At 32.0% G+C, this 18,442-nt stretch carries 17 protein-coding genes; 9 read left to right on the top strand and 8 right to left on the bottom strand.

Going from position 1 to position 18,442, the window contains the following annotated elements; all coding sequences use genetic code 11:
* Positions 1–32 precede the first annotated feature (32 nt).
* A complete protein-coding gene (locus KW502_RS01125) occupies positions 33–1,010 on the top strand; it encodes an NAD(P)H-quinone oxidoreductase (RefSeq protein WP_219038682.1) in 978 nt (325 codons plus the stop codon).
* Here KW502_RS01125 and KW502_RS01120 read toward each other — a convergent pair.
* The 3 genes from KW502_RS01120 to KW502_RS01110 form a co-directional block, all read right to left on the bottom strand.
* Positions 993–2,171 carry an MFS transporter gene (locus tag KW502_RS01120; RefSeq protein WP_219038681.1) on the bottom strand — a complete coding sequence of 393 codons (1,179 nt, stop codon included), beginning with the start codon at positions 2,169–2,171 and terminating at the stop codon, positions 993–995. The two genes, KW502_RS01125 and KW502_RS01120, sit on opposite strands and share 18 nt — an antisense overlap.
* A gap of 66 nt (positions 2,172–2,237) precedes the next feature.
* On the bottom strand, positions 2,238–2,618 hold the full coding sequence (locus KW502_RS01115; RefSeq protein WP_219038680.1) for a response regulator: 381 nt from the start codon (positions 2,616–2,618) through the stop codon (positions 2,238–2,240).
* A gap of 2 nt (positions 2,619–2,620) precedes the next feature.
* Positions 2,621–4,936 (bottom strand): PAS domain S-box protein, encoded by a 2,316-nt coding sequence (locus tag KW502_RS01110; protein WP_219038679.1) that lies wholly within the window; start codon positions 4,934–4,936, stop codon positions 2,621–2,623.
* 149 nt (positions 4,937–5,085) lie between these two features.
* On the opposite strand from KW502_RS01110, the gene KW502_RS01105 reads away from it, so the two are divergent.
* From KW502_RS01105 to arsM, 6 genes are all read left to right on the top strand, one after another.
* Entirely contained in the window at positions 5,086–5,421 is a 336-nt protein-coding gene (locus KW502_RS01105; protein WP_219038678.1) for an arsenosugar biosynthesis-associated peroxidase-like protein, read from the top strand.
* Between the two features lie 61 nt (positions 5,422–5,482).
* The gene (gene arsS, locus KW502_RS01100) at positions 5,483–6,532 is read left to right on the top strand and encodes an arsenosugar biosynthesis radical SAM (seleno)protein ArsS (protein ID WP_219038677.1); all 1,050 of its coding nucleotides are present in this window, start codon (positions 5,483–5,485) and stop codon (positions 6,530–6,532) included.
* Positions 6,532–7,026, top strand: coding sequence for a rhodanese-like domain-containing protein (locus tag KW502_RS01095; protein ID WP_369412501.1), 495 nt, complete (start codon positions 6,532–6,534; stop codon positions 7,024–7,026). Before arsS ends, KW502_RS01095 begins: the two co-directional genes overlap by 1 nt.
* A complete protein-coding gene (locus KW502_RS01090) occupies positions 7,016–7,624 on the top strand; it encodes a TIGR04282 family arsenosugar biosynthesis glycosyltransferase (protein WP_219038676.1) in 609 nt (202 codons plus the stop codon). Before KW502_RS01095 ends, KW502_RS01090 begins: the two co-directional genes overlap by 11 nt.
* Positions 7,621–8,436 (top strand): purine-nucleoside phosphorylase, encoded by an 816-nt coding sequence (locus tag KW502_RS01085; protein WP_219038675.1) that lies wholly within the window; start codon positions 7,621–7,623, stop codon positions 8,434–8,436. Before KW502_RS01090 ends, KW502_RS01085 begins: the two co-directional genes overlap by 4 nt.
* On the top strand, positions 8,433–9,401 hold the full coding sequence (arsM, locus tag KW502_RS01080) for an arsenosugar biosynthesis arsenite methyltransferase ArsM (RefSeq protein WP_219038674.1): 969 nt from the start codon (positions 8,433–8,435) through the stop codon (positions 9,399–9,401). Before KW502_RS01085 ends, arsM begins: the two co-directional genes overlap by 4 nt.
* 67 nt (positions 9,402–9,468) lie before the next feature.
* Here the strand turns inward: arsM and greA are convergent, their stop codons facing one another.
* Positions 9,469–9,945: a transcription elongation factor GreA gene (greA, locus tag KW502_RS01075; RefSeq protein ID WP_219038673.1), complete on the bottom strand. Its 477-nt coding sequence runs from the start codon at positions 9,943–9,945 to the stop codon at positions 9,469–9,471.
* Between the two features lie 116 nt (positions 9,946–10,061).
* Here greA and KW502_RS01070 point away from each other — a divergent pair, with 116 nt between their 5' ends.
* Positions 10,062–10,502, top strand: a complete 441-nt coding sequence (locus KW502_RS01070; RefSeq protein WP_255553935.1) for a hypothetical protein — start codon at positions 10,062–10,064, stop codon at positions 10,500–10,502.
* A 359-nt stretch (positions 10,503–10,861) separates the two neighbouring features.
* Here the strand turns inward: KW502_RS01070 and KW502_RS01065 are convergent, their stop codons facing one another.
* The gene (locus KW502_RS01065) at positions 10,862–13,222 is read right to left on the bottom strand and encodes a TonB-dependent receptor (RefSeq protein WP_219038672.1); all 2,361 of its coding nucleotides are present in this window, start codon (positions 13,220–13,222) and stop codon (positions 10,862–10,864) included.
* Positions 13,223–13,516: 294 nt separating this feature from the next.
* On the opposite strand from KW502_RS01065, the gene KW502_RS15565 reads away from it, so the two are divergent.
* A complete protein-coding gene (locus KW502_RS15565) occupies positions 13,517–15,973 on the top strand; it encodes a hybrid sensor histidine kinase/response regulator (protein WP_219038671.1) in 2,457 nt (818 codons plus the stop codon).
* Here the strand turns inward: KW502_RS15565 and KW502_RS01055 are convergent.
* The 3 genes from KW502_RS01055 to arfB all read right to left on the bottom strand — a co-directional run bounded on the left by KW502_RS01055 (position 15,963) and on the right by arfB (position 18,440).
* Positions 15,963–17,309, bottom strand: a complete 1,347-nt coding sequence (locus tag KW502_RS01055) for a sigma-54-dependent transcriptional regulator (protein WP_219038670.1) — start codon at positions 17,307–17,309, stop codon at positions 15,963–15,965. The two genes, KW502_RS15565 and KW502_RS01055, sit on opposite strands and share 11 nt — an antisense overlap.
* Positions 17,310–17,551: 242 nt before the next feature.
* Positions 17,552–17,863: a hypothetical protein gene (locus KW502_RS01050; RefSeq protein WP_219038669.1), complete on the bottom strand. Its 312-nt coding sequence runs from the start codon at positions 17,861–17,863 to the stop codon at positions 17,552–17,554.
* Between the two features lie 172 nt (positions 17,864–18,035).
* Complete coding sequence (arfB, locus tag KW502_RS01045) at positions 18,036–18,440, bottom strand: alternative ribosome rescue aminoacyl-tRNA hydrolase ArfB (protein ID WP_219038668.1); 405 nt, start codon at positions 18,438–18,440, stop codon at positions 18,036–18,038.
* Between the last annotated feature and the right edge of the window lie 2 nt (positions 18,441–18,442).

The raw sequence follows: 18,442 nt of genomic DNA, 5'->3' as shown, positions 1-18,442 counted from the left end.
TAGCATTCCCCTTTTTTTATTATCTTGAAATTATGAAAGCAATATTTATTACCAAGGCTGGAGGACCAGAAGTTCTTCAATTAAAAGAAACTGAAAAACCTTCTCCTAAAGCAAACGAAATTCTCATTAAAATTAAAGCTGCGGGAGTTAACCGAAGCGACATTCTTACCAGAGAAAATCCTGATGCTTACGGGAGTAATTTACCATCTGCTCAAATACCAGGTTTAGAAGTTGCAGGAACCGTAGAGGCTTTGGGCTCTAAGGTTACTAACTTTAATTTAAATGATCGTATTTGTGCTTTAGTTGCCGATGGTGCTTATGCAGAATATATTTGTGTAGATGAGCAGCTATGCTTAGAAATCCCTAAAAATCTTAGTTTTATCGAAGCTGCTTCTCTACCCGAAGTTATTTTTACCGTTTGGTTTAATTTATTTCAACAAGCAGAACTAAAAGAAGGGGAAAAATTACTGATTCATGGCGGCACCAGCGGCATTGGTGTTATGGGACTTCAGCTAGCCAAAGCTTTAAATATAAAAACTTACACAACTGCTGGTTCTACTGAAAAAATAGAATTTTTAAAAAATTTAGGCGTTACCAAAGCCATCAATTATAAGAAACAAGATTTTGCTGAAGTTTTAAAAGATGAAAAGATAGATGTGATTTTAGATATGGTTGGTGGAGATTATACTCAAAAAAATCTAAGCATACTTCAACCTAAAGGAAGACTAGTACATATTAACGCCATGAAATCTAAAGAAGTCACGATAGATTTATGGGATGTGATTTCTAAAAACTTAAAACTCACAGGAAGTTTATTAAAACCTCAACCGCTTGCGGTAAAAGCTAAAATTGCAAAAGAATTAAAAGAAAGCGTTTGGCCATTTTTAAATTCAGGAGAAATAAAACCAGTAATAGATCAAACTTTTCCACTTGATAAAGCGGGAGAAGCTCACAAGTTAATGGAAAGTAGTAGCCATGTAGGTAAAATTGTTTTAGAAATTAACCGCTAATTTTTTGTCGACTCGTCTTCGATTCCACATCACAGAAATACAGATAAGTGCGCCTAAGAAGGCGAGAACAGCTCCTACAGCTTGAGGTGAAGTATATCCTAATCCTTTTTCTATAGGGATACCTCCCAAAAAGGCTCCTAAAGCATTACCAATATTAAAACCAGCTTGCATACTAGCCGAAGCTAACATTTCTGCTCCTTTAGCAGATTTTATCATTAGCATTTGTATAGGAGCAATTACAGAAAAAGCCACCGCACCAGTTACAAAACTCATTATTAACAACAAAAGCTGATTTTCTGCTACCCAAATAATGGTAAGTAAACACGCTACCATCGTAAAAAGCAACACCATACCTGCTTTTACAGGAGAAATTTTATCGGCTAATTTTCCTCCTATAAAATTTCCTAAAGTCATTCCTAAACCAACACCCATTAGAATAAATGTCACCGTAGAGGTTTCAAAATCACCAACTTCTGTAAGCAATGGTTTTATATAACTAAACCAAGCGAAAAAACCTCCTGTACCTATTGCTGTGATTAAAAGTACCAACCAAGGTTCTACATGCTTAAATACTTTTAATCCTTGCTTTGGGTTGTCATTTTTATTTTTTTCAAGATTAGGCATCCAAAATACTAAAGCTACTATAGCTAACAAACCTATAATTGCTACAATTAAAAAACTATAGCGCCAAGACAAACTCTGCCCCACATAAGTACCTAACGGAATACCAACAATATTTGCAAATGCAAGACCACTAAACATCATAGCTACGGCGCTAGCTTCTTTACCTTTTTTGGCTAATTTACCTGCCACTACTGCTCCTACCCCAAAGAACGCACCATGTGGTAGTCCCGAAAGTAAACGAGTAACTAAAAATAAATTATAAGAAGGAACTATTACCGAAAGACCATTAAAAATGGTAAACAAAACCATTAAACCTATCAAAAGTTTTTTGGGCGGAAAGTTACCTGCCATAAGTATTAAAAGCGGCGCACCAATCACAACCCCTAAGGCGTAAGATGAAATAAGATAGCCTGCTTCGGGAATAGATACAGATAAGTCTGACGCAATTTCTGGTAATAATCCCATCATTACAAATTCTGTCATCCCGATACCAAAACCACCTATAGCTAAGGCGATTAAACTTTTTTGTAGATTCATTATTGCTTCAGTTTGAAGCTGCAAAAGTAACAGGAATTATTTCAAATTACATCATAAAGTTTTTGATTAATTTGACTCTATTTTAGTTAATTGAGTAATTTTTAATAATTTTTCTTTAGTAATAGGTTTAATGAGATAGCCTTTTAATGAATTATATTGTTTGGCTTTTTCTAGATCTGAATAAGCGATAGATGAAGTGGCTAAATATATATTAGCATTTTCAATCCCATCTTGCTCTAAATGCTCTAAAAACTCCCATCCATTCATCTTCGGCATATTAATGTCTAAAAGTAATACATTGCTTCTAGATTGGTTTTCGGAAAAATATTTATACGCATCTTCTCCATTAAAAAATGTTTTGATGGAAATATTTTCATCTATTCTTTGAATAAGCTTCTTTGTTAAAAGTTGATAAACTTTATCATCATCTACAATACAAATTTCCATAACTATTTTTTAAAATACAGTCTAAAAACTGAGCCTTTGTTTAATGTACTCTCTATTTCTATTTTACCGCCTAGTGCTTCCATTTGATTATTACTAACAAACAAGCCTATGCCTCTAGAGTTTTTAAAATCTGTAAAGGTTTCATACATACCGAAGATTTGATTTTTATTAGATTCTAAATCCATCCCTATTCCGTTATCTTTAATCTCTAGTATTTTATATTTTTCGTCTTCTTTATAATTTAATATTATTTCTGAATTTTTATTTGGATCTCTATATTTAATAGCATTTGAAACAATATTTAAGATAACACTTTCTAAATAAGCTGCATTAAAATGTAAGATAACCCCGCTTGGAATATGCTCTTTAATTGAAATATTGTGAGTTTTAATTTCTCTTCTTAAAATATTTTTAATTCTATTTAACACAAATTTCAGCTCAACATCTTCGCCTATACCTCCGTTGTTTTTTTGTATGTGAATTACCTCATTCAAATCTGTTAAAGTATCGTTTAAAGAGACGGCAACTTCAGCTAAAAGACCAAACATTTCTTGCTTCTCCTCGTAAGTTTCTAACTCTTTTATTAACTGTACTATTGATTGAATATTGCTTGAATGGGATCTTAAATTATGTGAAACGATATAAGAGAAATTAAGTAAACGTTCATTTTGTTCTACAACCGTTTGGTAAGAATGTTGTAGATTAATTAGAGTTTCTTTCTTTTGCGTAATGTCTAAAACTATTCCTTTTAAAATAAGATTTCCGTCTTTGTCTTGGTAACTTTCTGAGCGGTTTAATACGTGTAATTTTTCTCCGTTATCTTTTTTTAGCCGAACTTCAAAAGTTTTTCCTTTTTTAGTATTTAAACAGGTCTTCATAATTTTTTTATACTCTTCTACATCATCTTCGTGAATACGTTCTAAAGAAGTTTGTGAAGTAAGTTGGGTTGTTTTTGCAACACCAAAAATCTTATAGGTGTTTTCAGACCACACGATTTCGTTCGTATTAGTATTCCATTCCCAATACCCTAATCCAGAAAGTCTAATGGCCATTTCCATTCTTAGACTTAATTCTCGAAGTGAATTTTCAGATTCTTTTAAAGAAGTAATATCTTCTAGTAATAGTATATGAGTATTTTTATGATTAACCTTAAAACTAGATTTTGTAATTCTCACCTCTTTTTTTTCTAGATTCTTACAAATTAATTTTGCTTCAAACTTATTTAATGGTAATCTCTTTTCTTCTTTTCTATCACTTTGAATAATAATATCTGAAAATTTCAACTTTGCAATATCACAAAATCTATATCCTGAACTATTTAAAAATTCAGTATTAACTTCTAAAAAGTTTTCATGATCGTCTAAATAAATAATTCCCATGCCTGCTTCTTGAAAAATCGCTTTGTATTTAAGTTCAGAATCAAGTAATTTTCTAGCCTGAATTTTAATATATTTTTGAAGCTGCAAAGGTTTTTTAAGTAAAAAATAAGTTAGAATAGCGAATCCTAAAGCAAGAAAAAAACCGAAAATTATAAATGGAGATGAAGCAAGGTAGGGAATAGATAAGTTATTTTTATGCAAATAAAGCACCCAATCTGCATCTTCTATAACTAGTTTTTCTGCTTTAGAAATGTCAAAATTTTCTCCGCTTTTCACTAAATACTTACGCTCTTCGCTATTAGGTTTTGTCTTAGTGAAAGCATAAGAAAACTCTTCTTTTTTTAAATTATTGATTCCTGAAATTTCCAAAAAATTTTTAAAATCTATAATAATAGCAGAATAACCCCAAAATTTACCTTCAGTATAAATAGGTAATCTACCTATAATTACGTAGCCACCTTCTTTTAGATTAATTGGACCTGCAAAATATATTTTGGCCACATCAATAGCTTTAATGGACTCTTCTCTTGAAGATTCATGTTTTAAAACATCTAGCCCTAATGCATTTTTATTATTTTCATAAGGATAAATATATTTAACCACCCCACCAGGAAGAAGCTCTAAAGCGTCTATATTTTTATTAGCCTCAAACAATTTCTCTGCCACGTATTCAAAATTTTTAGGCTCTCCCTTATCATCTATAGTTAGGGCTAAAGAAAGTGTAGTGACGTAACTACTTTTAAAAACTTCATTAATTTTATCTTCTATTTCCGCTAATATTTTTTGTGATTCTTTATGCTCTTTTTCGGTATTAATAACCATCTCTTTCTCTGCAATTAGAATGGTTAGAGAAAAAATAACACTAAAAGATAATACTGCTAGTAAATATGGATGCCTGTAAAACCAATTACTTTTGTCTTGGCTATTTATTAAACTCATTTAGTTTAAAATATTATAAAAAAATACAGCTAATCTAATGAATACCATATATTTCTATAAAATATATTAACAAGTTAATTTAGTTTTTTTAATAAGTTTTTTTTTAATCCTATTTTTTTACCTTTAAACTTTAATCTTAATAAAATATCATGTCGAAAACATATTATGATCCGTCAGATTTAAGAAAATTTGGTGAAATTACAGAATGGAGTGAAGAACTAGGTAAAAAATTTTTTGATTACTATGGAAGCGTTTTTGAAGAAGGCGCACTTTCTGCTCGAGAAAAATCTTTAATCGCTTTAGCGGTAGCTCACGTTGTTAAATGCCCATATTGTATAGATGCCTATACAAAAGATGGTTTAGAACGTGGCATTACGAAAGAAGAAATGATGGAAGCCGTTCACGCAGGTGCCGCTATTGAAAGCGGAGCTACCTTAGTACATGGTGTACAAATGATGAATAAATATAAAAAACTATCTATGTAAATTAAAACTAAAGATACCCATTTTTCGTTATCTATAATAACCTAAAGATTCATCTAAATTTATGACAACTAAATCACTTTCAGCAAGAAACAACGAATTATCAGATGCTAAAAAACAATTAGAGTTTTTAAGCTCTGGCCTGTTTGCAGAAGGTGAATTACCTACATTTAGAGATCAATTAAAAAAGCAGTTTCCGCTTAAGCCTAAAGCTTTAGAAATTTTACAAATTAACTTGGGTTATATGTGTAACCAAGTTTGTTCACATTGCCACGTAGATGCTGGTCCAGATCGAAAAGAAATTATGACGATAGAAACGATGCAGCATTGTCTAGAAGCAATTCAAAAAACAGGAGCACACACGTTAGATTTAACGGGAGGCGCACCAGAAATGAATCCGAATTTTCGCTGGTTTGTAGAAGAAGCTGCTAAAGCAGGTATCAAAGATTTTATTGTAAGATCTAACCTTACCATCATTGTTGCCAATAAAAAATATTACGATTTACCAGAATTTTTTAAAAAACATAATGTACACGTCGTTTCATCACTACCATTTTACAAAAAAGAAAAAACCGACAAGCAACGGGGTAATGGAGTTTTTGATAAATCTATAGAAGCTTTACAAATGCTTAATGCAGCTGGCTATGGAATAGAAAACAGCAAGCTAAAGTTAGATTTGGTTTACAATCCTTCTGGAGCTTTTTTACCTAAAAATCAAAAAGCGATGGAAAGTGATTTTAAAAAAGCACTCAAAGAAGATTTCGACATAGAATTTAATTCCCTATTCGCTATTACCAATTTACCAATAAGCAGGTTTTTAGAATACTTAATTGCTTCAGAAAATTATGAAGACTATATGTATGAACTAATCAACGCTTATAATCCTGAAGCCGTACAAAATGTAATGTGCAGAAACACACTTTCTGTAAGTTGGGATGGTTGGCTTTACGACTGCGACTTTAATCAAATGTTAGAATTAAAAGTAAATAGCAACATAAAACACATTAGTGATTATGATGAAAAAGAAATACAGAATAGAAGTATAATTACATCTCAGCACTGCTATGGTTGCACTGCCGGAGCAGGAAGTAGTTGCCAAGGAAGCGTGGCGTAATGAAGATTTTAATCAACATCTTATTTTTTGTTAGTTTTGTTAGTTTTTCACAAAATTCAATAAGCTTTCTCCTCGAGCGCAATACCAAAAACACCATCCCTTTTATTTCTGTTGAACAATTAAAATCTAATCAAAAATCTTTTACTTTATTAGATAGCTGGAAAAAAGAAGAATACAACGTTAGTCATCTTGAAAATGCAATTTGGGTAGGTTATAAAAAATTTTCTGCTCAAGAAATTCAACAAAAAATTAAAGACAAAAGCACTGCTATTGTAATTTACTGTTCTTTAGGAATAAGGTCTGAAAAAATAGGAGCCAAACTTAAAGAATTAGGCTATACTAATGTTCAAAATTTATACGGTGGTATTTTTGAATGGAAAAATAAAGGATATCCTGTTTTTAATACTAAAAAAAAACAGAAAAAGTATACGCCTTCAATAAATGTTGGTCAAAATGGCTTCATAATGCTGAAAAAGTGTACCCATGAAAAATAAAGACGTTTTACTTATTTTTACCAAAAACCCAGAAATGGGCAAGTGTAAAACAAGGTTAGCAAAAAGCATTGGCAAAAAAGCCGCCTTATCTATTTACAAAAAATTATTACAACATACCGCTCAAGTTGCTCAAAAAGCAAACTCAGATAAACAAGTTTTTTATTCTAAAGAAATTATTCAGAAAGATCATTTCAAATCAAATTTATTTCAAAAAAAACTTCAAAATGGAGATCATTTAGGTGCAAAAATGAGCAATGCTATTGCTGATGCTTTTAAAGAAAATTACGAGAAAGTAATAATTATTGGTAGTGATTTATACGACCTTGAAGTTAATGATATTTATAAAGCTTTTCAACAATTAGAACAATCAGACTACGTGATAGGTCCAGCAAAAGATGGAGGCTATTATTTATTAGGAATGAAAAAATTTACTCCTGAAATTTTTCAAGACATCAATTGGAGTACCGCTACAGTTTTACAGGAAACTCTTCAATTATTACAAAATAAAAAAGTAGCTTTATTAACCGAAAAAAATGACATAGACACAATTGAAGATTTAAAAAATATTCGTGTCTTTCAGCAATATTTAAATTCATGAGACATATAGAACAAACCGTAAAATACCTTAAAAACAAAGGCTTTGAAGCCCCTGAAGTTGGTATTATTTTAGGAACAGGTTTAGGTAAACTTTTAGAAGAAGTAAATATTTTAGAAGAAGTAAGCTATAACCAAATCCCTAACTTTCCTACAGCTACCGTAGAGTTTCATAAAGGCCATTTAATTTACGGCGAATTAGAAGGTAAAAAAGTAGTAATCATGCAGGGTAGATTTCATTTATATGAAGGTTACAGTTTACAAGATGTTACTTTTCCTGTAAGAATTATGCATCACTTAGGCATTAAAAAACTATTAGTTTCTAATGCTTCTGGCTCCATTAATACAACATACAAAAAAGGTGAACTTATGCTTATTGATGATCACATTAATTTACTTGGCGGCTCTCCCCTAGCCTTTAAAGGAGTTTCTCAGCACGGAGAACGTTTCGTAGATATGAGTTGCCCTTACGACAAGAAAATGAGTGATAAAATTGAAAAAATTGCTCAACAACACTCGATCAAATTACATAAAGGCGTTTATGCTTCTGTTTTAGGACCTCAACTTGAAACACGTGCAGAATATAGAATGCTCAAAACCATTGGTGCAGATGCAGTAGGAATGAGCACCGTACCAGAGATTATTGTAGCCAACCATTTAAAGCTACCCGTTGCAGCTGTTTCAGTATTAACAGACGAAGGTGACCCTGATAATTTAGAACCAGTAGACATTAAAAGTATCATCGCGATGGCAGCTAAAGCAGAACCCGATATGATTATTTTGTTTAAAGAGTTAATCAAAGCAATAGAGGTATGAGCTATTTAGAAACCACCAAAAACGTTTATAAAGAAGCTGCACTTACTCCAGATGTTGGTCTTTGCTGTACCACAAACCCTATTTGGGAATTACCAGGATTGAAAATTCCTAAAATCATGCAAGAAATGAACTACGGTTGCGGCAGTACCGTTCATGCACGAGATTTAGTAAATAATCCCAAAACCTTGTATGTAGGTGTTGGTGGCGGAATGGAGTTATTACAATTTGCTTATTTCTCTAGACACAAAAATGGAGTAATTGGTATTGATGTGGTAGATGAAATGCTCGAAGCTTCTAGAAATAACTTTAAAGAAGCTGAAAAATTAAACCCTTGGTTTAAGTCTGAATTTGTAGCTCTTAAAAAAGGTGACGCGCTAAATCTTCCAGTTGAAGATAATAGCATTGATGTAGCTGCACAAAATTGTTTATTTAATATCTTTAAAACAGAAGAACTAAAAAAAGCAATTGCAGAAATGTATCGCGTACTCAAACCTCATGGCAGGTTAGTGATGAGCGATCCAATTTGTGAGCAAGAGATGAATAAAACCCTCCGTAACGACGATCGTTTACGCGCTTTATGTTTAAGTGGAAGTTTACCCTTAAATGAATATGTAAAAATGCTCACTGATGCTGGTTTTGGAACTATTGAAATTAGGGCAAAAAAACCTTACCGTATTTTAGATACTAAAAATTACCCTACCCAAGAACGCATTTATATTGAAAGTATAGAAGTTGCCGCCATTAAAGACCCTATGCCAGAAGATGGCCCTTGTATTTTCACAGGTAAAGCAGCTATCTATTATGGTGACAATAAATTTTTTGATGATCAAAAAGGTCATATTCTGCTCAAAAACCAACCCATTGCAATTTGCGACAAAACAGCTGGCGCACTAGCAAACTTAAATAGAGAAGATATATTTATTAGTGAATCTACTTATCATTATGATGGTGGTGGTTGCTGCTAAACTTTAACTAATACTTATAAAAAAAGCCTCTTCAAAATGAAGAGGCTTTTATACTTTTAACTTAAACTTAATCTCTTGAGATTTCTAAAATTTCAAAAGTTATTGTACCGTTAGGCACTTGTATATCGGCAGTATCACCTACCTTTTTACCCAATAATCCTTTACCAATAGGAGAATCTACAGAAATTTTCCCTGCTTTAAGATTAGCTTCACTTTGGGCTACCAACTTATATTTCACTTCCATTCCGTTAGTTGTGTTTTTAATTTTAACGGAACTGTGTATTAGTACTTTAGAGGTATCTAATTGCGACTCGTCTATCACTCTGGCATTGGCAAAAACTTCTTCTAGTTTAGAAATCTTCATTTCTAATAAACCTTGCGCTTCTTTAGCCGCATCGTATTCGGCATTCTCACTTAAATCTCCCTTATCTCTAGCATCAGCAATGGCTTGAGAAGCTGCAGGACGTTCAACATCTTTCAGATGATTTAATTCATCTCTTAATTTTTTAAGCCCTTCTTCGGTATAATAAGATACTTTACTCATAACTTCTTCGTTTATATATACAAAAAGAATCCCACTCTCATGGGATTCAATTAAAACAAAGATAATAAATTTTAACAAGCTTAGCAATTATGTTAACTTGCGCCACAAATTTTTATATGATGAAGAAGATTTTTATATTTTTATTTGCCGCTACTCTTTTAAATGCCTGTAGTAGTGATGATAACAACAGAAGAAACAATCCTAATTTATTAGATGTAAATGTAAATTTTACGGTAGATACCAGTTTACCACAATATAATAGTTTAAACTTCCCTAATGATCCTATTTATATTAGCAATTATGGAAACGGAGGCATCATTTTAATGAATACAGGAAGTGGTTACTTAGCTTGGGATAATAGCGACCCCAACCACCCCAGAAATAACAACTGTATCTCTATGCAAAGAGATGGATTAACTTTAGTTTGCGATTGCGAAGGAAATACCTACGATATATTTACAGGTAATTTTATCGAAGGTACAGATTTAGAGTATACACTCTATAATTACCGTGTTACAGAAACAAGTCCCGGAATTTTAAGAGTTTCAAACAATTAAGAAATAGCTCTCCACCATGGAGTTATTCGTAATTTCTTCTCTAAAAATAGCGGCTCCCCAATTTGTAGAGTCGCTATTTTTTATTTAATGCTTATGCTGTATGTAATTATCTATGACTGAAACCTGTTCTATTCCATACTCATTTGCACTTTCAAGGGCTCTCGTCAATAAAGTTATTAGAGACGTATAGCCACAAAAAGCAGGATCTACCAAAATATCGATGCCTTTACCATGAATCAAATAAGAAGAATAGCCAAAACTAAGTTGTTTTGGCTTAAGTTAAATTAAAATGAAATTCAAAAAAAAGGCTTTCCGTTTCCAGAAAGCCTTAACATTGGTTGGTTAGTTGGTAATATCTATTAGAATTTTAAAGTCATTCCAGCTAAAAAGTTGATGGTTGCTTGAGGATAGTAGCCTACATAACCACTATCATAATAACCATTAGAAATATATTTCTCATCAAAAACATTATTGACTAATCCTGTAAATAGAACTTCTTTAAAAAGAGGAGCGTTTTGCCAAACATACTGAATATTTATATCGTTTACTACGTATGCTTTTAATTTAGAACCTTCTAATTCTAGATTACTCATATATTGATCTCCCACAAACTTAGTTAGTAAATTTAATTTGAAATTTTTAAATGGTGTAATCTGGATCATGTTACCTGCGACAAGGTTAGGAGAAAATGTAATATCTGTATCTCCAAAATTTTTCTGCTCTCCCTCGTAATCTGCTACGAAATCTTGATTTTTATTTTGGCTTATTGCTATATTAGGTCTTAAGGTTAAATATTCATTTACATAAATATTAGCATCTATTTCTAACCCCAAACGATAGCTTTCTCCGCTATTCTTTCTAAGTGCTGCGCCTTCATCATCTATTTCTCCAGTTAATACCAACTGATCGTTGTAACTCATATAATAAAGGTTAGTATTTACTTGAGTTTTATTCGACTTAAAACGCCAACCCAACTCATAATCTATTAATTGCTCTTCAGTAGGAGCTTTTTCTCCACTTACAAATGCATCTTCATAATCAGATCTTGCAGGTTCACGATGAGCCACAGCCACAGAACCATACAGTTGATTTTCTCTATTAATTTGATAGGTTAAACCTCCCTTAGGGTTGAAAAAAGTAAAATTAGCATTTATAGGAAAGTTATCTATTTTTTGTGTTGGTCCATCTCCTTCATAATTAATAGTCCTTAGCTGCAAATCTCCGAACGCTGCTAATTTATCTGTTATTGAAACCGTAGCTTTGGCATATACATTAAAGTCTGTTTTTACTGCATTATTTTTATAAAATGGCTCGTATGGATCGTTGTTCTGAGCAAATCTTGTGTAGATTACTTCACCAAAATGATCGCCATCATAACGATTCCATCCTCCACCAAGTACCACATCTACATTTGAGTTTTGGTAGTTTGCACTAAAAGTGGTTCCGTAAAAATGATTATCTAACCAACTGGTATTTACTAAATCTGATTTGGTTACTTCTTCACCGTTTGCGGTAAATGGCTCTAAACCAAAGTTATTTAAAGCTTTATTTACCTCATATTCTTCATAATAACCTTTTCCTCTGGTATAATGAAAAGCTAGATTAGATGACCAATTTTTATTGTAGGTTTGATTCCACAGTAACTGGTAATGGTCTTGTTGGTAATTATCGGTTTGATTGTCATAGAACTTTTCATTACCATTTTCATCAGTATACTTTCCGGCAGGATTATAAGTTCTCCCGAGCGAATCAATTTCTTTTTGAGTCACACCATACCAAGCTTGGTAAGTTCTCTCTTTTCCGCCAAACATAACTGCCTTTACTAATGTACCGCCATCTATATAAGCTCCTTGTAAAAAGTAAGATTTTAATTCAGATGCTGCGCGATCTATATAACCATCGCTTTTAATTTGTGAAGCTCGCCCAGAAAATTCCCAATGATTATTAAATAGACCGGTACTAAATTTTGCCGTATGCTTTCTTGTGCTATAAGAACCGTAACTATTTGCTACCTCTGCATAAGCTTCTTCACGATAACGATCTGTTAATATATTAAGACTGGCTCCAAAAGCTCCAGCTCCGTTTGTAGAAGTACCTACCCCACGTTGCAACTGAATATTTTCTGTAGATGAAGCGATATCTCCCAAATTAACCCAAAATGAGCCTTGACTTTCAGAATCGTTGTAAGGAATACCGTTAATAGTTACATTCGTTCTTGTAGCATCGCTACCACGAACGCGTAAACTTGTATATCCCACTCCGTTTCCAGCATCTGTTGTGGTTACTACAGAAGGCAAATAATTCATCAATACAGGAATATCTTGCCCTAGATTACGCTCTTCAATTTCTTCATTACTTAAATTGCTAAATGTAATGGGAGAAGTGGCATCTACTCGAATAGAAGATAAGAATACCTCATCTAAAGCTTCGTGAGCATTGGTTAAATCGACATCTAAAGTTTGATCTTCTGTTAAAACTACTTCAATTTCTTTTTGATTTCCGTAGCTAAAAATTAGCGTGTAATTACCTTTGGGTAATTTTAATGAGTACTTACCTTCAAAATTTGTAAAGGTTGTTTCTTTACGATTTTTAAGGCCTACACTTGCACCAGGTAAAGGTTCCTTTTCTGAGGTCACAATTCCGCTCAACGTAAAGTTTTCTTGAGCCAATGCGGGTAGACTTATTAAACATAAGCCTAACACAAATAATACATGTTTCATTCGTAATAAAAATTTACGAATAAAAGGGGCTATTATTCTTAGGTTAATTAATAAAATAAAAAATCCTGAAAAAACTTCATCTTTTAAAAGTTCATTCAGGAGTTACATACTAAATTCTAGAAAAACCGCTAGCAAGTTTTTCTTATCCCTTGGCAGCATTACCTGCCCAGGTTCTTTGGGTATGATCTCAGCCTTTCGGCACCCCTTTGAGATTTACGGCAAACTTATAAGTTATTTTTTAATTTACCATAATTTTAAGGAGTTTTATCGGTGTAGAAATTATTTTTGTTTATTGTGAAAAATACGAAACAATCCATCACCTTTAAAGTACTATTTGGGTACATTTTACTCACTATTTTTGCCGTAGTGACTGTTTGGTTTATTTATGGGAAAGTTGAAAACCTTACCAAGACCAATAGAATTGGAAATATTAATAATAAACGGCTCATTTTAATTAGTGATGTGGTCACCAATTTATATAGTGCAGAAGGTATTAGCAGAAATATTGTACAAAATCAACATCCTGAAAAAATAGATGTTTTCAATAATCAATTAGATACGATTTCCGTTCTTTTAAATTCATTAAAAGCTACCTATCCCACTGAAGATTCTACGGTAGTAGATTTAGATAGTATTGGGCAACTACTTACCTTAAAAAAGCAAAACTTACTTGAGTTGCTTAACTTGAGGAAGAAAAATGGAAGCGAAAATTATTATGATCGTGTGTTAAATGAACTCGAAAAAACGAACTCTATTTTCGAAGACGACAATTATGATGAGCGATTAAAAAGCTACAAACCTCACGTAAGAGAAGTTTTGGTAAAGTATTTAGAATACGCCAAAAAAGATAACGCTAACCGACTTACACATCAATCTGCAGATTCATTAATTAATACGATGAAAAATGTGTTGAGCCGATTAGAAAATGAAGAGATAGCCTACCAAAACTCTGTGCTTTCTAAAGAGAATGATCTTTTAGAAACAGATCAAGACCTAAGCATACAAATAAGAAAATTACGTTCTCAAATAGAACAAGAAGAGGTTCAAAAATCTCTATCGCAAGTAGCCTCTGCACAAGAAATTTTAACAGAGACCTCTAATTTAATTATCATTTTAGGAGTTGCATGCGTACTCACCATTTTACTTTTTGTTTTTTTAATTTTAAAAGACACTAGTAGAAGTCAGAAATACAGAAGCGAATTAGAAGAGTCTAAAGCTTATGCCGAATTATTACTCAAGAGAAGAGAACAATTTATGGCAGCTGTCACGCACGATTTACGCTCTCCTCTAACCTCGATTAAAGGTTATTCTGATTTGCTATTAAAAACTGAAATTTCTGAAAAACAACAACATTATTTAGAGAAACTTCAAAAATCATCGCTCTACATTTTACACTTAGTTAATGATTTGCTAGATTTTTCTAAACTAGAATCCGGCAAAGTAAAAATTGAAAAATTACCATTTACCCCTGCTAATTTAATTAAAGACAGTATAGATGGTATTATTCCTTCAGAAGATACTAAAAACTTAAATGTAGAACTTAACTTAGAAGCTTCTCTTGAGCAAGCTTATTTATGTGATCCTTTTAGAATTCAACAAATATTAATGAATTTAATAGGCAATGCTTATAAATTTACAGAAAAAGGAAAAATTAGTATTATCGGGAGTTTAGATACCTCATCAATCACCACTAACAAGTTAAAAATTGTCATTAAAGACACTGGAATTGGAATTTCAAAAAAACAAGAACAAATTATTTTTGATGAATTTTCTCAAGCTAAATCTTCTATTGAAAAAAAATATGGCGGCTCAGGATTAGGATTAGCGATTACTAAAAAACTAGTAAATTTATTAGATGGAGAGATTTTTCTAGAAAGCAAATTAGGTAAAGGCAGCACTTTTACCTTACTTATTCCGGTAGAAAATGCAAAGCATACCGCCACAACTAACTCTACTAAAGATATTCACATTAAAGATACCCACGGGAGAAAAATTTTCATTTTAGATGATGATCCTACTCAGTTAGCTTTAACTGCTGAAATTGTGAGTCAAGCTGGTTTTGAGTTCAGTACTTCCAACTCACCTGAAAACGCACTCAAAGATCTTAAAAAAGACAATTACCATCTTATTTTGAGTGATATACAAATGCCAAACATGAATGGTTTTGAATTGATTAGAATTTTAAAAAAGAATAAAAAATTTAAACATATTCCTGTGATCGCATTATCGGGCAGAACAGAAATTAGAAGGAAATTTTATATCGAAAAAGGATTTACTACTAATATCATTAAACCGTATGAAGCTAGAGAGCTACTTATTAAAATTGTTAAAATTTTAAATTTACCTTATGAAGAAATAAATAACGTAAGCTTGTTGAAAGCTAATAAACAAGAGAAGACTTCAAATTCTACAGCGCTGTATGATCTTCATGATTTAAAAGTATTTACCGACGGTGATCAAGAATCTTTACGTGTACTTCTAAATACTTTTATAGAAAACACACAAGTAAATTTACAGGGACTTCAACAAGCTAAAGAAGAACAAGAGCTAAAGAAAATTGCATTTACAGCTCACAAAATGCTTCCTATGTTTCGACAAATTAAAGCTGAAAGTGTAATTAGTCTTATCGAAAAATTAGAGCAACAAAATAAGCTAAACCTTAACAAGTCAGAAATTTACCTATTGGCAGAAAAAGCCGTAGAGAAAACAGCTTTATTATTAACCGAATTGAAAAAAGAACTTACAGTTTAATATCGTATTGCTTCAATTTATTATAAAGTGTTTTCCTGTCAATATTTAGTATTCTCGCCGCTTTACTCTTATTACCATTAGCTTGTTCTAAAGCATCGAGAATGAGTTCTTGCTCATTTTTATTTTTAAATAAACTGTAACTTTCTTCTTCTTTAACATCGTTATGCATTTGCATAGGCAGCGCTTCTACTTCTATAATTTTCCCTGTAGAAAGTAAAACCGATCTTTTAATGGTATTTTGCATTTCACGTAAATTACCAGGCCAAGAATAGGTATTTAATAAAGCTAAGGCTTCATCTGAAAAACCAATAATCTCTTTATCTAATTCATCATTCGCTTTTTCTAAAAAGTAATCTGCAAACAGCATGAGGTCATCTTTTCGTTTTCTAAGAGCAGGAACCTGAATACTAAATTCATTTAACCGATGAAAAAGATCTTCTCGAAATTCCCCTTCAGCTACAGCTTTCTTGAGGTCTTCATTAGTAGCGGTAATTACTCGAATATCTACCTCTATTTCTTGATTACTGCCTACAGGTTTAATTTTACGCTCTTGTAAAGCGCGGAGTAATTGTACTTGCAATTCGTAATTTAGATTTCCTATTTCATCTAAAAATAACGTACCACCGTTGGCAGCTTGAAAGTGACCCGTTTTATTATTGACCGCCCCAGTAAAAGAACCTTTTATATGACCAAAAAATTCGCTCGATGCAATTTCTTTAGGAATAGCCCCACAGTCTACCGCAATAAAAGGCTTATTAGCTCTTTTGCTCTGATCGTGAATATTTTTAGCTACATACTCTTTTCCGGTACCGCTATCTCCAATAATTAAAACTGACATATTGGTGGGTGCGACCAATTTAATATAATCAGTTAGTTTTTTTGAAGCATCGCTTACGCCAGAAACATAACTTTTAATGGTTTTCTTTTTTTCTTTAGCAGGTTTTGGCTTCTCTTCAACTTTTGAAGGCTCTTCTTTTTCACTTTCTAAAGCTTTATGAATTACCTGAAGCATTTTTTCAGGATTAATAGGCTTAGAGATATAATCAAAAGCTCCCATTTTCATAGCGTTAACCGCTAAATCTACTTCTGCATAACCTGTCATTAAAATTACTTTTGTTGCCGGAAAATTATGCTTTAGTATTTCTAAAATCTCATTACCATCTTTATCTGGCAGTCTCACATCTGTAAGTACAATCTGAAATTTTTGTGCATTAATTTTGGCGACAGCATCGTTACCAGTATGAGATATATATACATCAAAACCTTTCTTTTTTAAAAAAGTTTCGAGCATTTGACAAAATGCAACGTCATCTTCAACAATAAGTATTTTCGCCATAATTAAAATATGCTTGTAGCCGCAAAATTAGAAAATATGAGCACTTCCATTAGTAAAATAATCATAAAAAAAAGCGGTCTTTAAAAGACCGCTTTTTAAATAAATGCAAAATCACTAATTGCGGGATATAAAAAATTTAAAATTCCCATGAAAAACTACTATAATCCACCTCTACTCAATTCAATTAAGATTTGCATTCTATTACTTTTAGTAAACGTAACATTAAAAGTGTTTTTTTGCAGCTATTCTGTGGGTTTTATCCAAGCTCCTTCTGCATTAGCATAGACTGTTCTTGTAGTAGCTTCTGTAGTTCTAATTTGTAATTTGAATTCTTCATACTGATTAACTTGTGCGCTAATTACCTCTGCGCTAAAATCATTTTTAACAGCAGAGATTACAGGTTGTGGCAATTGACTCACATCTACAGGTTGATAGATAACTTTATCTTTTCTGAATTCAAATTCTACATTTTGTTCAGTTTTTTTTTGTGCGTTAACCGATGTACCTATAAAAATTGTAAAAATAACTGCTAAAACTGTAGTAAACTTTTTCATAACTAAGTGTTTTCTATAATATTAGAAAAAGTTATACCAAAAGAACAAAAAAACATTCAAAACACTATATACCAAAATGTTACATTTTTAAATATCGTTTAAAACTTGTAGAAAAAAAATAAGTCTACAGTAAAACTGTAGACTTAATACACATATTTAATACCTAAATACATTACAAGAGCGGACTCTTTCTATTAGTCTTTTTATCTGATTGTATTTTTTTATTTTTTAATCGTTTTAATTTTGCAGCCTTTGAAGGTTTAGTTTTTTTTCGTGGTTTAGAAGATCTCAACGCTTCTTCTAAGGCATTAAAAAACCTTCCAATGACAATTTCTTTGTTTTTGTGCTGACTTCTAGTATGGTCTGCACTTAGCTGTAGAACGTTATTCTTAGTTAATCTATTTTGAAGTTTAAATAACAACCGCTCCTTTTGCTCTTCAGAAAAACATTCAGAATTAATCAAACTCCAATTTAAGACTACTTTTGTACTTGTTTTATTGGCGTGTTGACCTCCTGGACCAGAGCTTAAAACAGCTTTAAAATTTACTTCTTTTAAAACATGATTTCTATTAAACATCT

Origin of the sequence: Mesonia aestuariivivens, assembly GCF_019311235.1 — a bacterium.
GTDB lineage: Bacteria > Bacteroidota > Bacteroidia > Flavobacteriales > Flavobacteriaceae > Mesonia > Mesonia aestuariivivens.
The sequence above is the reverse complement of the archived record's forward strand: the minus strand, read 5'-3'. Positions and strand labels throughout refer to the sequence as shown.

What these genes read in the sequence shown, in the direction of transcription:
- KW502_RS01125 (WP_219038682.1), top strand. Translation starts at nt 33, where the DNA reads ATGAAAGCAATATTTATTACCAAGGCTGGAGGACCAGAAGTTCTTCAA.
- KW502_RS01120 (WP_219038681.1), bottom strand. Translation starts at nt 2,171, where the DNA reads ATGAATCTACAAAAAAGTTTAATCGCCTTAGCTATAGGTGGTTTTGGT.
- KW502_RS01115 (WP_219038680.1), bottom strand. Translation starts at nt 2,618, where the DNA reads ATGGAAATTTGTATTGTAGATGATGATAAAGTTTATCAACTTTTAACA.
- KW502_RS01110 (WP_219038679.1), bottom strand. Translation starts at nt 4,936, where the DNA reads ATGAGTTTAATAAATAGCCAAGACAAAAGTAATTGGTTTTACAGGCAT.
- KW502_RS01105 (WP_219038678.1), top strand. Translation starts at nt 5,086, where the DNA reads ATGTCGAAAACATATTATGATCCGTCAGATTTAAGAAAATTTGGTGAA.
- arsS (WP_219038677.1), top strand. Translation starts at nt 5,483, where the DNA reads ATGACAACTAAATCACTTTCAGCAAGAAACAACGAATTATCAGATGCT.
- KW502_RS01095 (WP_369412501.1), top strand. Translation starts at nt 6,532, where the DNA reads ATGAAGATTTTAATCAACATCTTATTTTTTGTTAGTTTTGTTAGTTTT.
- KW502_RS01090 (WP_219038676.1), top strand. Translation starts at nt 7,016, where the DNA reads ATGAAAAATAAAGACGTTTTACTTATTTTTACCAAAAACCCAGAAATG.
- KW502_RS01085 (WP_219038675.1), top strand. Translation starts at nt 7,621, where the DNA reads ATGAGACATATAGAACAAACCGTAAAATACCTTAAAAACAAAGGCTTT.
- arsM (WP_219038674.1), top strand. Translation starts at nt 8,433, where the DNA reads ATGAGCTATTTAGAAACCACCAAAAACGTTTATAAAGAAGCTGCACTT.
- greA (WP_219038673.1), bottom strand. Translation starts at nt 9,945, where the DNA reads ATGAGTAAAGTATCTTATTATACCGAAGAAGGGCTTAAAAAATTAAGA.
- KW502_RS01070 (WP_255553935.1), top strand. Translation starts at nt 10,062, where the DNA reads ATGATGAAGAAGATTTTTATATTTTTATTTGCCGCTACTCTTTTAAAT.
- KW502_RS01065 (WP_219038672.1), bottom strand. Translation starts at nt 13,222, where the DNA reads ATGAAACATGTATTATTTGTGTTAGGCTTATGTTTAATAAGTCTACCC.
- KW502_RS01055 (WP_219038670.1), bottom strand. Translation starts at nt 17,309, where the DNA reads ATGGCGAAAATACTTATTGTTGAAGATGACGTTGCATTTTGTCAAATG.
- KW502_RS01050 (WP_219038669.1), bottom strand. Translation starts at nt 17,863, where the DNA reads ATGAAAAAGTTTACTACAGTTTTAGCAGTTATTTTTACAATTTTTATA.
- arfB (WP_219038668.1), bottom strand. Translation starts at nt 18,440, where the DNA reads ATGTTTAATAGAAATCATGTTTTAAAAGAAGTAAATTTTAAAGCTGTT.